Source organism: uncultured Sphingomonas sp. (assembly GCF_964237335.1).
GTDB lineage: Bacteria > Pseudomonadota > Alphaproteobacteria > Sphingomonadales > Sphingomonadaceae > Sphingomonas.
The window spans coordinates 1-13,914 of the sequence record NZ_CAXSHM010000051.1; the positions used below are offsets into that span (position 1 = coordinate 1).

Consider the following 13,914-nt stretch of genomic DNA (forward strand, 5'->3'; position numbering starts at 1 on the left):
CTTCTCAGCGGAAACTCGGCACTCCCCGGGTCAACTCGTAGCGGAAATCAACACGTGGCGGCTAAGCGTGCCTTGAACTATGACCGGCGTCTTGTCCTCCGCCCCAGCCAAGAGCAGTCACCATGCGGATGCAGTCCGACACAGACCTGGAAACCACCCTGCTGGGTCCGGTCCTGGGTGATCGAACCTGCGGCGATTGCACGGTGTGCTGCACGCTTCTCAAGGTGGATGCCCCGAATTTCAAGAAGCCCGCGGAAACGCCATGCGCTCACCTGGCATCGCGCGGCTGCGGTATCCACGCCATACGACCTGGCATCTGCAGAACATGGTTCTGCGCCTGGCGACGGATCGCAGCCCTGCCCGAGGAGGCCCGGCCGGATCGGTCTGGCCTTCTGGTGTCGCTCAACTTCGTTCGCGAGCCGCAGAACTGTCTCGAAGCCGTCTCGATCAACATCCGTATGCTCGCCGGCAGCACGGCGATCGAGAACGGCACGGCGGCGAGAGTGCTCGACAGCTTGTGCGATCGACTGGTCCCGGTCTGGTTCAGCGACGGATCGAAGAAGATGCTGATGCACCCTGAGCACGATATTGCCTGCCATGTCATCTCGGGAACCCAGGCACCCGCACATCTGCAGGACGAGGTAGGAGCATGGCGCCAGCGCTACCGTCTATTCGCCCGAAAGGATTAGACGAGAGAACTAGAGATCCACGCTGCCGATCGAATCTGATGCCAAACGCTTGCGCTCGCTGACCTTCGAGAAAAACGCTGCTGGTTCGCTCTCCCCCATACCCGGCCGCTCAGGTAGCGCTAGAAACCCTGCGGCGCCCGAAGTCCGACCGTCCATCTACCATCGCCAGTGTCATCGGCGCGAAGCCGCGCGCGTCGACGCCGACGTCATACTGCCGCAGCATCGGCTTCAATCGGCCATGGCTGTGCCCGTGCAGGTTGATCGCCCCCCGACCCTGTCGGTTCCAGCTCCGGAACGGGTAATGGCCCAGCACCAGCAAGTGCCCGTCGAGCTCCAGCTCCGCATAGTCGGCGACGCTCGCCCAGCCGTTGGCAGCCAGCGTCTCGGGCGGGTCGTTGTTGCCGCGCAGCAGGTGCTTGGTCCCGTGAAGCGTCGCCAGCAGCGCGGACACATCCGCCGGGCGCCGCGCGACGTCGCCGAGATGCCACACCTCGTCCTCCGGCGCGACGACCGCGTTCCAGTTGGCGACCAGCGCGGCATCCATCTCGGCCGTCGAAGCGAATGGTCGCCGCCCGATGTTGAGCGTGCGATGATCGCCCCAATGCGTGTCGCTGGTGAACCACATCGTCATGCGCGCAGCCGTCAGCGCGGCGCGAGCGGCGAGCCGTCCAGTCGCGCGAGCAAATCCGCGACGTCGTCGTAGAGCGCGACGGCTCCCGCCTCGGTCAGCGCCCCGTCGTCGAACCCGCCCGATCGTACGCCGACCGGAGCGATGCCGGCCTTGCGGGCGGACTCCATGTCGAACGGCGAGTCACCCACCGCGACCGCCGCACCGGCATCGACGCCGACCTTCTTCAAGGCCGCGGCGAAGACGTCGGGGGCCGGCTTTGACTGGGCGACGTCGTCGATCGTCGTGGACGCCGCGATCAGCGTCTTTGCATCGAGGAGCGCGACATAATGATCCAGCTCCCCCCGTGACGCCGACGTGGCGAGCACCAATTTCACGCCCGCCTCCGCCAGCCGGGCCAGCAGCACGCGCGCGCCGGGAAACGGTCGTGCGCGGACGATGTACCGGCTCTTGAAGAGCTTGCCATGCGCGTCGGACAGCGCCTCCTGCTCGTCCTGCGTCGCATCGGGAAGCACTGCGGGAACCAACTTGTCGCCGCCCTTGCCGATCTGACCACGGAGACGCTCGTCAGACACATGATGACCGGCATCGGCGAACACCTCGCGCCAGGCGGAGACGTGCAGTTCGTTGCTGTCGATCAGCGTCCCGTCGAGGTCGAACAGCACGGCGGCGATTGTCGTCATTGTCGTTTCCTTTCCATGCCGCGCCTGCGAGCGATGGGTCATGGTTGCAGGAGGACAACAGGCCCGCGCGGTGATCGATCCGACCGCGACGACTTTGCCACACGGGGTTCATGTGTCCCGCGCGACGATCGCCGACGGACAGGCCGCGGCGACGCGCCGGCGAAGCCAGCCCCTCTGATCCTGACTGTCGACCGGCTTGCGGTTCCGGTCGGCGGACCGTACCTGCGAACCGAAAATCCCGTCAGGAGCCGTTCATGCGTGAAGCCGCGATCGTCGCCACCGCCCGTACCCCGATCGGCAAAGCCTATCGCGGTGCGTTCAACATGACGGAGGCGCCGGTATTGGGCGCCCATGTGATGAACGCCGCCGTCGAGCGGGCCGGCATTGATCCGGCGCGGATCGACGACGTGTTCTGGGGCGTCGGCAACCAGTGGGGGACGCAAGGGGGCAACGCAGGCCGCATGGCGCTGTTCGCCGCGGGTCTGCCGCAAAGCGTGCCGGCCTTCACGCTCGACCGCAAATGCGGATCCGGCCTCACCGCCGTCGCGCTCGCCGCACGGTCGATCATGTGCGACGAGATCGACGTGGCGCTGGCGGGCGGGATGGAATCGATCAGCCTGACGGTCACCAAGGACGCGCCCCGCTTCGTCAACGAGAGCGTGACGGCGAAGGAACCTGCCGCCTACATCCCGATGATCGAGACGGCAGAGATCGTCGCCGACCGCTACGGCATCAGCCGCGCTGCGCAGGATGCCTATGGCGCGCAAAGCCAGCAGCGCGCCGCCCGGGGCGCCGAGACCGGCGCGTTCGATAAGGAGATCGCGCCGATCACGGTCGAGAAGGCGATCCTCGACAAGGCCGGCACCCGGACGGGTACGGAGACGGTGACGGTCAGCCAGGACGAAGGCATCCGCGCGGGCACGACGCCAGAGGCGCTCGCGGGGCTGAAGACCGTGTGGCCGGGCGGCCAGTTCAGCGCGCCGGGCGAGACGGTGACCGCGGGCAACGCCAGCCAGCTATCCGACGGTGCCGCCGCTCAGATCGTGATGGACCGCGCCACGGCCGAGACCGAAGGACGCGAGATACTGGGCATCTACCGCGGCTTCCAGGTTGCGGGCTGCGGCCCCGAGGAGATGGGGATCGGACCCATCTTCGCGATCCCCAAGCTGCTCGCGCGCGCCGGGCTGACGGTCGCGGACATCGGGCTATGGGAACTGAACGAAGCCTTCGCCAGCCAGTGCCTCTATTGCCGGGATCATCTCGGCATCGATCCCGACACGTACAACGTCAACGGCGGCGCGATCGCGATCGGGCATCCGTTCGGCATGACGGGCAGCCGCCTGATCGGGCACGCGCTGGTCGAAGGGCGTCGGCGAGGGGTCCGCTACGTCGTCGTCTCGATGTGCACCGCGGGCGGCATGGGCGCGGCCGGGCTGTTCGAGATCGTCTGAGCGCGGCGGAACGCGGACGCTGCAATGACGTTACGCTTCCGTATTCAACTGGAGAGCCGATATGTTGTGGACCATCGCCGTCATCCTCGTGATCTTCTGGGCGTTGGGCCTGGGTTTCCATATCGCCGGCGGACTGATCCACATCCTGCTGGTGATCGCCGTGATCGTCGTTCTCGTGAAGCTGTTCACCGGTCGCGGGGTCTGACACTTCGGCGCCGGTGCGCTGTTCGCGAAGATCAGTCCGCGAACAGCAGCACCGGCGTCTCCAGATAGCGTTTCACCGCCTGGACGAAGCTCGCCGCGTCCCAGCCGTCGACCACGCGATGGTCGCAACTGATCGACAGGTTCATCAGCTTCGCCCGGCGGATTTCGTCGCTTCCTCCTGTAAAAACCGGCCGCTCGACGATCTTGTTGGGGCCGATGATCGCCACCTCCGGTCGGTTGATGACCGGCGTCGTCGCGATCCCGCCGAGCGGTCCTAGCGACGTGATCGTCAGCGTCGAGCCGGACAGTTCCTCGCTCTTCGCCTTTCCGTTCCGCGCCGCCTCCGCCAGTCGGACGATCTCGGTCGCGAGCTGCCACACGTTGCGATCCTGCGCGTCGCGGATCACGGGCACCATCAGCCCGGCATCGGTCTGCGTCGCCATGCCTAGGTGGACGCGCCCCGATCGCGTGACCACCCCCGCCTCGTCATCATAGCGCGCGTTGAGCATCGGGTATTCAGGCAGCGCACGGCAGATCGCGACGATCATCAACGGCAGCATCGTCAGCTTAGGACGCGATCCGCGGTTGTCGTTGAGGTCGCCACGCATGCCTTCGAGCGCGGTCACGTCGATCTCGTCGACATAGGTGAAGTGCGGGATCGCGCGCTTTGACGCCGCCATGTTCTCCGCGATCCGGCGGCGCAGGCCGATGACGCGCACCGGCTCGTCGGGCCGTGCCCGGCTCGCGCCCGGCGTGTGGTAGCCTTGCCCGGTGCCGTAGCGCAGGTAGGCATCGAGATCGGCATGGCGGACGCGATCACCATCGGCCTTCACCTCCGCCAGATCGACTCCGAGGTCCTTGGCCCGCGCGCGCACGGCGGGGGACGCGAGGACCGCCTTATCCTCCCCGAGCTTGTCTCGGGGAGGGGGACCGTCCGCAGGACGGTGGAGGGGCGGCGAGCGTAGCTCGCTGGCATCGCCGAGCATCGGGCCGGATCGTCCCCCAGACGATCCTCGACCATCTGGGAGATGGTCGACCCGAAGCTCCCCTCCACCATCGCGCTGCGATGGTCCCCCTCCCCGAGCAAGCTCGGGGAGGATCCCGGTAGCCGGCGAGAGTGGCAGCGGCGTTTCCACCACCTCGTCCACCCCGGGGTTCTCCGCCCCATATTGCTTGGCGGTCTCGGCCTGCGCGGGCGTCTCGGGCGCGGCCTTCGCGTCGGTCGGTGCCGCTTCCGCCGCCTCCGTCTCGATCACCACCAGCGCCGCGCCGATCGACACCTGGTCGCCGACCGCACCGGCAAGCGCCACCACCGTGCCCGACACCGGCGACTCCATCTCGACGGTCGCCTTGTCGGTCATCATGTCGGCGATGTTCTGGTCTTCCTCGACGCGGTCGCCCACCGCGACGTGCCACGCGACGATCTCCGCCTCGGCGATGCCCTCGCCGATGTCGGGTAGCTTGAAGGTGAAACGAGCCATATCCTAATCCGTTCGTTTCGAGCGAAGTCGAGAAACCTCTACCAGCCCCGCTTCTCGACTTCGCTCGAAGCGAACGGGGGTGGATTGATTCGGCGTTTACGCCTTCATGATCTTCTTGAGCGCCTCGCCGATGCGGACGGGGCCGGGGAAATAGGCCCATTCGAGGCTGTGCGGATAAGGCGTGTCGAAGCCGGTGACCCGCTCGATCGGCGCCTCGAGATGATAGAAGCACCGCTCCTGTACCAGCGCCGACAGCTCCGCGCCGAAACCGCCGGTCCGCGTCGCCTCATGGACGATCATGCAGCGGCCGGTCTTCTTCACCGACGCCTCGATCGTGTTGATGTCGAGCGGGACGAGCGTGCGCAGGTCGACGATCTCCGCGTCGACGCCGGCTTCGGCCACCACCGCCGTGCAGACGTGGACCATTGTGCCGTAGCACAGGATCGTCAGCCCCTCGCCCGGCCGCACCACCTTCGCACTGCCGAGCGGAATGCGGTAATAGCCGGTCGGTACCTCGCCAGCCGGGTGCTTCGACCAGTTCTGCGACGGGCGATCCCAATAGCCGTCGAACGGGCCGTTGTAGATGCGCTTGGGCTCGAAGAAGATGACCGGATCATTGTCCTCGATCGCGGCGATCAGCAGACCCTTGGCATCGTAGGGCGTCGCCGGGATTACCGTCTTGATGCCCGATATGTGCGTGAAGATGCCCTCCGGACTCTGACTGTGGGTCTGGCCGCCGAAGATGCCGCCGCCGAACGGCGAGCGCACCGTCATCGGCGCGGTGAACTCCCCATCCGAGCGATAGCGCAGCCGCGCCGCTTCGCTGACGAGCTGGTCGAGCGCGGGGTAGATATAGTCGGCGAACTGGATCTCCGCCACCGGGCGCAGGCCATAGGCACCCATGCCGACGGCAACGCCGATGATGCCGATCTCGCTGATCGGCGTGTCGAACACGCGCGTCTTGCCGTGTTTGGCCTGGAGCCCAGCGGTCGCGCGGAACACGCCGCCGAAAAAACCCACGTCCTCGCCCATCACGATCACGTCAGGATCGCGCGTCATCACCACGTCGAGCGCGGAGTTGATCGCCTGGATCATCGTCATGCGGGCTGTGGCGGGGGTATCGGTCTCATCAGCCTGCGCGGCCTCGGCAACGTCGCTCATCGGACCCTCGTCACCCCAGCGAACGCTGGGGTCTTTGTGTTGCAGAGCGAGCGCTCGCTGCTCGAGATCCCAGCTTGCGCTGGGATGACGGACAGGACGGCACGTCTCACGTCCGGTCCCACGGCCGGCCGCTCGCGGTTTCCTCGTCGATCATCTGCTGGCGCTGCTCGCGCAAATGCCACGGCATCTCCTCGAACACGCCGTCGAACAGCGTGTCGAGCGGTTGCAGCATGCCGTAGCCGAGGATGCCGTTGCCCTCCGCTTCCTTCTGCGCGGTGCGGACCCGTTCGGCAACTTCCTTGTCCTGCGCGGCATGCCGCTCCTCGTCCCACTCGCCGATCGCGATCAGGTGGTCCCTTAGCCGGCGGATCGGATCGCCGAGCGGCCAGGCGTTGGGCTCGCCGGCGGAACGGTATTGCGTCGGGTCGTCCGATGTCGAATGCCCCTCGGCGCGATAGGTAAAATGCTCGATCAGTGTCGGCCCCGCGCCTGTCCGTGCGCGCTCGGCCGCCCACAAGGTCGCCGCATAGACCGCCAGCGCGTCGTTGCCGTCGACCCTCAGCCCTGCAATGCCATAGCCGACCGCGCGCGCCGCGAACGTCGTCGCCTCCGCACCCGCAAAGCCCGAGAAGCTGCTGATCGCCCACTGGTTGTTGACGACGTTGAAGATCACCGGTGCGCGATAGACGGTCGCGAACGTCAGCGCGGAGTGGAAGTCCCCCTCCGCGGTCGACCCTTCGCCGCACCAGGTCGCGGCGATGCGCGTGTCGCCCTTCGCCGCCGACGCCATCGCCCAGCCCACCGCCTGCGGATATTGCGTCGTGAGATTGCCCGAGATCGAGAAGAAGCTCGCCTCGCGCACGGAATACATGATCGGCAGCTGCTTGCCCTGCAACCGGTCACCGCGGTTGGAGTAGATCTGGTTCATCATGTCGACCATCGACCAGTCGCGCGCGAGCAGCAGGCCCTGCTGGCGATAGGACGGGAAGCACATGTCGTCGCGGTCGAGCGCATAGGCGGCCGCGACCGCCACCGCCTCCTCGCCCGTGCACTTCATGTAGAAGCTGGTCTTGCCCTGCCGCTGGGCCCGGAACATGCGCTCGTCGAACGCTCTCGTCAGTGCCATGCTGCGCAACATGCGGCGCAGCATTTCCGGCGAGAGCCGTGGGTTCCAGGCGCCGACGGCACGACCTTCCTCGTCGAGGACGCGCACCAGCGAATAGGCGAGATCGATGAAATCGCGAGCTGGCTCCGCAATGTCGGGACGGCGAGCAGCGCCTGTGTCCGGTATATCCACCTCGGCGAAGTCCACCGCATCGCCCGGCCGAAACCGTGGCTCCGGCACGTGAAGCGACAGCGGCCTCAGGTTTGGCTTCAGGTCAGGATGGGCATCGCCGGCCATGATCTCTCCATCGCGATGGTACGTGCCAGCGCTTGGCAACTCCTAACGAGCGTTGGCGGACGAGTTCAAGGGGGCTGGGATCACGCGCCGGGTTGACTCGGATCAGAAACGGAACAGAATAGGAACATCATATTTCGAGTCGCACCGTGTCCACCCAACCAGCCCCTATTCCAAGCCTGGCCGATCTGCGCGAAACGCTTCGCGCGATCACCGGTGACGGGCATCACCGGCGCCCGGTGCTGCCGTTCGGGATCGGGGCGATCGACGAGCGGCTGGCCGATGGTGGCCTCCGGCTCGACGCATTGCACGAGGTGGCGGGCGCGGGCCCCGGCTGGGGTGACGACGCAGCCGCCACGCTGTTCATGGCCGGCATCGCCGCGCGCGCCTGGGGGCCGGTGCTATGGGTGGTGCGCCGGCAGGACCTGTTCGCTCCCGGCCTGTACCAGGCGGGTCTCGATCCCGCGCGCCTTCTCTATGCCGAGGCCCGCGACGATGCCGAGTTGCTGGCGTTGATGGAGGAAGGGCTACGCCACCGCGGCCTGGGCGCGGTGATCGGCGAGGCGCGGCGCGTGTCGATGCCCGCCACCCGCCGGCTCCAGCTCGCCGCCGAGGGCGGTCGCACGATCGCGCTACTGCTGCGCCGGCACGGACGGGAGGGACGCGAGGGATCGGAACCGTTCGCCGTCCCGTCCGCCGCCGTCACCCGCTGGCACGTCGGCTGCGCGCCGTCCGCTCCGCTGCCCGTCGCCGGCATCGGCCGGCCGCGCTGGCACCTCGCGCTCGCCCGCCAACGCGGCGGCGATCCCTTCGACACTCTCGTGGAGGCTCCGGATGACACGGGTCGCATCGCTCTACCTGCCGTACTGGCCGGTCGATCGGCTGCGGCGGGCCGAGCGCACACACGCGCCGCGGCCTGAGGCCGCACCTGCCAGTCTCTACGAGCGTGCCAGTCTCGACGAGATCGGCATGATCGCAGCGGGCGAGCGCGCGACCCAGTGTTCGGTGCCCAACACACCGGGCTGGCGGCCGGGCGCACGCTGGGCGCGATCGGAGGGCGACGGCGCTCTTGGATCACGTGCATCGGTGGAGACGGCGGTGGCAGCGTTGCCTGCGCATCGCCGGCCGCCGCAGCGCGAACTAGGCCGGGTAAGCGAGGGCGCCGGCAACCCCTTCACCGCCAATCCGGGCGTCGGCGTGCGAGAACTCGGCCGTCGCACGGAGGCGGCAGGACATCCTTTCCAGCCGATGCCGCCTGACGAGGGAGGACGCCCGATAGCCATGCCGGCGGTGCGATTCCCCGACGAGGGGCCGCATCCCGATCAGGGCCAGGCCACGCCGACCGCATCCACCAAGGGCGAGGGCCGGTTCTTCCAGACCGGGCGCACACTCGGCAATCTGGTCGCCCGCATCGGCCCCGACGAGGCGAGCAGCGGCGATCACCCGGGCGCTTCCTCCTCCCTGCCTCCGCTCGTCACCATCGCGCGTGAGGGCGGGCGCGTATCGATCCAGGCCGCCTGCCCCGCCGCGCTGGCGCTGGGAGTCGTCCCCGGCATGGCGCTGACGCAGGCGCGGGCGAGCTTCCCGGGCCTCGACGTCCGCGACGCCGATCCGGCGGGCGATGCGGCCGACCTCGCCCGATTGGCGCTGACGCTCGCGCGGCGGTGGACGCCGGTGGTGGCGCATTCGGGCGCAGGTACGGATGGGGACGGGCTGGTGCTCGACCTGACCGGCGTTGCCCACCTGCACGGCGGCGAAGCGCGGATGGCGCGGCGGCTGGTGCGGCTGCTCGCGCGCCATGGCGTCGCGGCGCGGATCGCGGTGGCGGATACGGTAGGCGCTTCCTGGGCGCTGGCGCGGTTTGGACGATCGGCCCCCTCCGGGCAAGCCGCGCGCATCCGTGGCGGCCCTCAGCCCGGCGGCAACGGACGCGGTGCGCCGGGCTGGTCGCACGACGCTGCCGGACGGAACGTGACGGACGCTTGCGCGGCGGTGCGGATTGTATCGCCGGGCTGCCACCTCGACGCGCTCGCGCCGCTGCCGATCGCTTCGCTGCGCGTTGAGCCCCACGCTGCCGAACTGCTCGCGCGGCTGGGCGTCGACACGGTCGGCCAGCTCGCCGCGATGCCGCGCGGGCCGCTCGCGCGCCGGTTCGGCACCGCGCTCGTCGCCCGGCTGGACCAGGCGAGCGGGACGCTGCCGGAGCCGCTCGACCCGGTCGTCCCGGTCGATCCGGTGAACGTCCGCCAGCGCTTCGCCGAGCCGATCGCGACGGCGGAGGCGATCGCGTACTGGCTGGGGGAGCTGGTGCCGCAACTCGCCGAAGCGCTCGCACGCGCCGGGCTTGGTGCGCGGCTGATGGAGCTGGTCGCCGACCGGGTGGACGGTGTGCCGCAAGCCCTGCGCGTCGGCCTCGCCCGTCCGACCCGCGATCCTGCCCATCTGCTGCGGCTCCTGGTGCGGCGCATCGAGGAGATCGACCCCGGCTATGGGATCGACGCGCTCGCGCTCCACGTCCGCCGCGCCGATCCGCTCGGCCCGGAAACGCTGGCGCCGCAGTTGGATGAAGAAACGCCGCCGGACCTCGCACCGCTGATCGACGCGCTCGCCAACCGGATCGGGACGGCGCAGTTGTGGCGCTGTTCGCCGGTGGAAAGCGACGTGCCCGAACGCTCGGTTTCAGCTGTACCGCCGCTCGATCCGCCGCTTGGCAGGACGCGCGGCGTGGAAGCAGACGACGTGCGCCGGCTCGACGAGCGCGGCCGCGACCACCCATGGCATCCACGCTGGCCACGGCCTGTGCGGCTGCTGCGCCGACCCGAGCCGGTGGAGCATGTGATGGCAGAGCTGCCCGACCGGGCGCCGGCGCGCTTCACTTGGCGCGGCCGCGTCCACCGGGTGGTGCGCGCGGACGGACCGGAACGGATCGCGGGCGAATGGTGGCGGCGGGCGGGGGAAGCGCAGGCAGTACGGGATTATTTCCAGGTCGAGGACGAGACGGGTGGCCGCTTCTGGCTATACCGCCGCGGCGACGGCGTACGGGCGGAGACGGGCGATCTTGCCTGGTTCCTCCACGGGCGGTTCGGGTGACGGTGGGATCAACGGCGCACGTCGATAGCCTGGACATGACCGGCAGCGGCGTAGGCGAGGATAGCGCGATCCGCCGTCAGTACCGGACAACCGAGCGCCCGGGCGGTGGCGATGATGAGCCGGTCCGCAGGATCACCGTGAATGTCGCCCGGCAGAGAGCCAGCATCGCTGCCGATGGCGACCGTAAGTTCGGCAAGGCTGAAGCCGGGGGCGGCCAGCACCGCATCGAACCACGCCGCAACGGGACGGTTCAGGGCGATCTTGCCTTTGTCCGCCAGCATTGCGGCTTCCCAAACGGAGATCGGAGCGAACAGCGCGCCGTCACTGGCTCGACCAGTATCAATGATCATCCGCCCCCGCTCACCTACTCTTTGATCTTTTTGAATAAACCAGATCAACGCATGAGTATCGAGCAGGATCACCGCTCGGCAGCCGATGTGGTCAAACCATCCCCACTCAGCCTGGCGTCCCACTTGGCATCAAATTTGGCTTCCCAGTCGGGATCGACCATCTCGCCCGGTTCGATGTCGAAGCGATACGCGTCGTTTTCGAGCAAGCCGAAGGCGCTGGGCAGCGGCTTGCCGACCTCCACCATCGCCGGATTCACCACCGCCACGGGCTTGCCGCGCTTGGTGACGGTGATCGGTTCGCCATCGGCCTGCATCTCGGCCATCAGGCGCAGGCAGTTTGCCTTGAACTCGGCCGCTCCCACATATTTCATCGCGCGCACTCCCGTCCTGTACATCTTACATAGTCATCTTCGTAGTTCGCGTCCATGAGCTGCGCGGAACTCCAGGTCACGACCCATTTCTCGTTCCTGCGCGGCGCGTCGTCGTGCGAGGAACTGTTCTCCACGGCGTCCGAAATGGGCCATCCCGCACTCGGCGTCTGCGATCGTAACTCGGTCGCCGGTATCGTCCGCTCGCTGGTCGCGGCGGAAAAGGTGTCGGACCAGGGTAACGCCATACGCCTCGTCGTGGGCTGCCGGCTCGATCTCGTGACTGGCCACTCGCTGCTCGTCTGGCCAGAAGACGTGGCGGCCTGGTCGCGGCTCGTTGCGCTACTGACGCTCGGCAAGAAGCGCGCGGAGCCCAAGAAGGGCGAGAAGGGCCGCTGCTTCCTCCACTGGGACGATGTCGCCGCGCATGCCACAGGGCTGGTGGGCGCGCTGGTCCCCGGTCCGGATCGCGCCGACCCCGCCGCTCTGCGCTGGATGGCGGAGGTGTTCCCGGATCGCGGCCACGTCTGCCTGACGTACCAGCGCCGCCCGCGCGACCGGGCGCGGCTGCATGCGCTCGCCGCCGACGCGCGGGCCCATGGCCTCCGTCCGCTCGCGACCGGTGACGTGCTGTACCACCATCCCGACAGGCGGATGCTGCAGGACGTCGTCACCGCGATCCGGGAGAAGACCACGATCGACGCGCTGGGCCTCGCGCGCGAGCGGTCCGCTGACCGCTGCCTCCAGCCGCCGGACGAGATGGAGCGCCGCTTCGCCGACTGGCCCGACGCGCTCGCGGCGGTGGACGCGATCGTCGAGCGGTGCCGCTTTTCCCCGCGCGAACTCTCCTACCAATATCCCGACGAGGTCGTGATGAGCGGCTGCAGTCCGCAGGAGGCGCTTGAGCGGCTTACCCGATCGGCGCTGGATGGGATGTTCGCCGACACGCCGCCCGCCGACTACGTCAAGTTGCTGCACCACGAACTCGGCCTCGTTCGGCAGATGGAGTACGCGCCCTATTTCCTGACGGTGAACTCGATCGTCGGCTATGCCCGCTCGCAGGGCATATTGTGCCAAGGGCGCGGGTCGGCGGCCAACTCGATGATCTGCTACGTACTGGGCATCACCTCGATCGATCCCATCGAGCACAGCCTGTTGTTCGAGCGGTTCATCTCCACCGACCGGCACGAGCCGCCCGATATCGACGTCGATTTCGAGCATGAGCGGCGCGAGGAGGTGATCCAGTGGATCTACCAGACCTATGGCCATGAGCACGCCGCGCTCACCGCCGTGGTCAGCCGTTTCCGCGCGCGCGGCGCGGTGCGCGAGGTCGGCAAGGCGCTCGGACTGCCCGAGGACCTGACCGGCGCGCTGGCGGGTCAGGTGTGGGGCTGGTCCGCGGAAGGCGTGGCGGACCGGCATGTCGACGCGCTCGGGCTCGACCGTACCGACCCGCGGCTGGCGCTGACGCTCGACCTCGCGCGCGAGTTGATCGGCACGCCGCGCCACCTGTCGCAGCATCCCGGCGGCTTCGTGCTGGCGCGCGAGCGGCTCGACACGCTCGTGCCCGTCGAGCCCGCGGCGATGGACAAGCGCTGGGTGATCGAATGGGAAAAGGAGGATATCGAGGAGCTGAAGTTCATGAAGGTCGACATCCTCGGCCTCGGCATGCTCGGCTGCATGCGCCGCGCGTTCGACTTGCTGGCCGAGCACAAGGACCTGCGCCTCGGCCTCGCCTCGCCCGAGCTGCAGACCGACGACACGGCCACCTTCGCAATGATCCAGAAGGCGGACACGCTGGGTGTGTTCCAGATCGAAAGCCGCGCGCAGATGAGCATGTTGCCGCGGATGCTGCCGACCGAGTTCTACGATCTCGCGATCCAGGTCGCGATCGTGCGTCCCGGCCCGATCCAGGGCGACATGGTGCATCCATACCTCAAGCGCCGCGACCAGTTGCGGCGCGATCCCAGGTTCAAGATCGAGTATCCCAGCCATGCACTCGAAGGCGTGCTGGCCAAGACGTTGGGCGTGCCGCTGTTCCAGGAACAGGCGATGAAGGTCGCGATCGAGGGCGCAGGCTTCACGCCGGCGCGCGCCGACCAGCTGCGCAAGGCGATGGCGACCTTCAAATATACGCAAGGCGTGGGCGAGTTCCGCGACGAGCTGATGGCCGGCATGGCCGCGCGCGGCATCTCGCCCGAGTTCGCGGCTCGGTTGGTCAAGCAGATCGAGGGCTTCGGCTCCTATGGTTTCCCGGAGAGCCATGCCGCGAGCTTCGCCAAGATCGCCTACGCCTCGTCATGGATGAAATGTCACCACCCCGACGTGTTCTGCGCCGCGCTGCTCAACGCGCAACCGATGGGCTTCTACGCGCCCGCGCAGATCGTTCGCGACGCGCGCGAGCATGGCG

General features: G+C 68.1%; 13 protein-coding genes. 6 read left to right on the forward strand and 7 right to left on the reverse strand.

Annotation, left to right across the window (positions count from 1 at the left end):
• Positions 1 to 128 precede the first annotated feature (128 nt).
• The gene (locus ACFE65_RS16075) at positions 129 to 689 is read left to right on the forward strand and encodes a YkgJ family cysteine cluster protein (protein ID WP_375383374.1); all 561 of its coding nucleotides are present in this window, start codon (positions 129 to 131) and stop codon (positions 687 to 689) included.
• Between the two features lie 109 nt (positions 690 to 798).
• Here the strand turns inward: ACFE65_RS16075 and ACFE65_RS16080 are convergent, their stop codons facing one another.
• Together ACFE65_RS16080 and ACFE65_RS16085 are read right to left on the reverse strand one after the other, a co-directional pair.
• Positions 799 to 1,320: a metallophosphoesterase family protein gene (locus ACFE65_RS16080; RefSeq protein ID WP_375383375.1), complete on the reverse strand. Its 522-nt coding sequence runs from the start codon at positions 1,318 to 1,320 to the stop codon at positions 799 to 801.
• An 11-nt stretch (positions 1,321 to 1,331) separates the two neighbouring features.
• On the reverse strand, positions 1,332 to 2,000 hold the full coding sequence (locus tag ACFE65_RS16085; RefSeq protein WP_375383376.1) for an HAD family hydrolase: 669 nt from the start codon (positions 1,998 to 2,000) through the stop codon (positions 1,332 to 1,334).
• 254 nt (positions 2,001 to 2,254) lie between these two features.
• Here ACFE65_RS16085 and ACFE65_RS16090 point away from each other — a divergent pair, with 254 nt between their 5' ends.
• Positions 2,255 to 3,451, forward strand: coding sequence for an acetyl-CoA C-acyltransferase (locus tag ACFE65_RS16090; protein WP_375383377.1), 1,197 nt, complete (start codon positions 2,255 to 2,257; stop codon positions 3,449 to 3,451).
• 61 nt (positions 3,452 to 3,512) lie between these two features.
• On the forward strand, positions 3,513 to 3,656 hold the full coding sequence (locus tag ACFE65_RS16095) for a lmo0937 family membrane protein (RefSeq protein WP_375383378.1): 144 nt from the start codon (positions 3,513 to 3,515) through the stop codon (positions 3,654 to 3,656).
• A gap of 31 nt (positions 3,657 to 3,687) precedes the next feature.
• Here the strand turns inward: ACFE65_RS16095 and ACFE65_RS16100 are convergent, their stop codons facing one another.
• The 3 genes from ACFE65_RS16100 to ACFE65_RS16110 form a co-directional block, all read right to left on the reverse strand.
• The gene (locus tag ACFE65_RS16100) at positions 3,688 to 5,136 is read right to left on the reverse strand and encodes a dihydrolipoamide acetyltransferase family protein (protein ID WP_375383379.1); all 1,449 of its coding nucleotides are present in this window, start codon (positions 5,134 to 5,136) and stop codon (positions 3,688 to 3,690) included.
• Between the two features lie 96 nt (positions 5,137 to 5,232).
• On the reverse strand, positions 5,233 to 6,237 hold the full coding sequence (locus ACFE65_RS16105) for an alpha-ketoacid dehydrogenase subunit beta (RefSeq protein ID WP_375383386.1): 1,005 nt from the start codon (positions 6,235 to 6,237) through the stop codon (positions 5,233 to 5,235).
• 166 nt (positions 6,238 to 6,403) lie between these two features.
• Positions 6,404 to 7,699, reverse strand: a complete 1,296-nt coding sequence (locus tag ACFE65_RS16110) for a 3-methyl-2-oxobutanoate dehydrogenase (2-methylpropanoyl-transferring) subunit alpha (RefSeq protein ID WP_375383380.1) — start codon at positions 7,697 to 7,699, stop codon at positions 6,404 to 6,406.
• Between the two features lie 146 nt (positions 7,700 to 7,845).
• Between ACFE65_RS16110 and ACFE65_RS16115 the strand changes: the two genes are divergently transcribed.
• Positions 7,846 to 8,616, forward strand: a complete 771-nt coding sequence (locus ACFE65_RS16115; RefSeq protein ID WP_375383381.1) for an ImuA family protein — start codon at positions 7,846 to 7,848, stop codon at positions 8,614 to 8,616.
• Entirely contained in the window at positions 8,531 to 10,786 is a 2,256-nt protein-coding gene (locus tag ACFE65_RS16120; RefSeq protein ID WP_375383382.1) for a DUF6504 family protein, read from the forward strand. The genes ACFE65_RS16115 and ACFE65_RS16120 overlap by 86 nt, the downstream gene beginning before the upstream one ends.
• Before the next feature lie 8 nt (positions 10,787 to 10,794).
• Here ACFE65_RS16120 and ACFE65_RS16125 read toward each other — a convergent pair whose 3' ends face one another.
• Together ACFE65_RS16125 and ACFE65_RS16130 are read right to left on the reverse strand one after the other, a co-directional pair.
• Positions 10,795 to 11,208 carry a type II toxin-antitoxin system VapC family toxin gene (locus tag ACFE65_RS16125; protein ID WP_375383383.1) on the reverse strand — a complete coding sequence of 138 codons (414 nt, stop codon included), beginning with the start codon at positions 11,206 to 11,208 and terminating at the stop codon, positions 10,795 to 10,797.
• Entirely contained in the window at positions 11,205 to 11,507 is a 303-nt protein-coding gene (locus ACFE65_RS16130; protein ID WP_375383384.1) for a type II toxin-antitoxin system Phd/YefM family antitoxin, read from the reverse strand. Before ACFE65_RS16130 ends, ACFE65_RS16125 begins: the two co-directional genes overlap by 4 nt.
• Positions 11,508 to 11,561: 54 nt before the next feature.
• On the opposite strand from ACFE65_RS16130, the gene ACFE65_RS16135 reads away from it, so the two are divergent.
• The coding region (locus ACFE65_RS16135; protein ID WP_375383385.1) for an error-prone DNA polymerase at positions 11,562 to 13,914 on the forward strand (2,353 nt) is incomplete at its 3' end.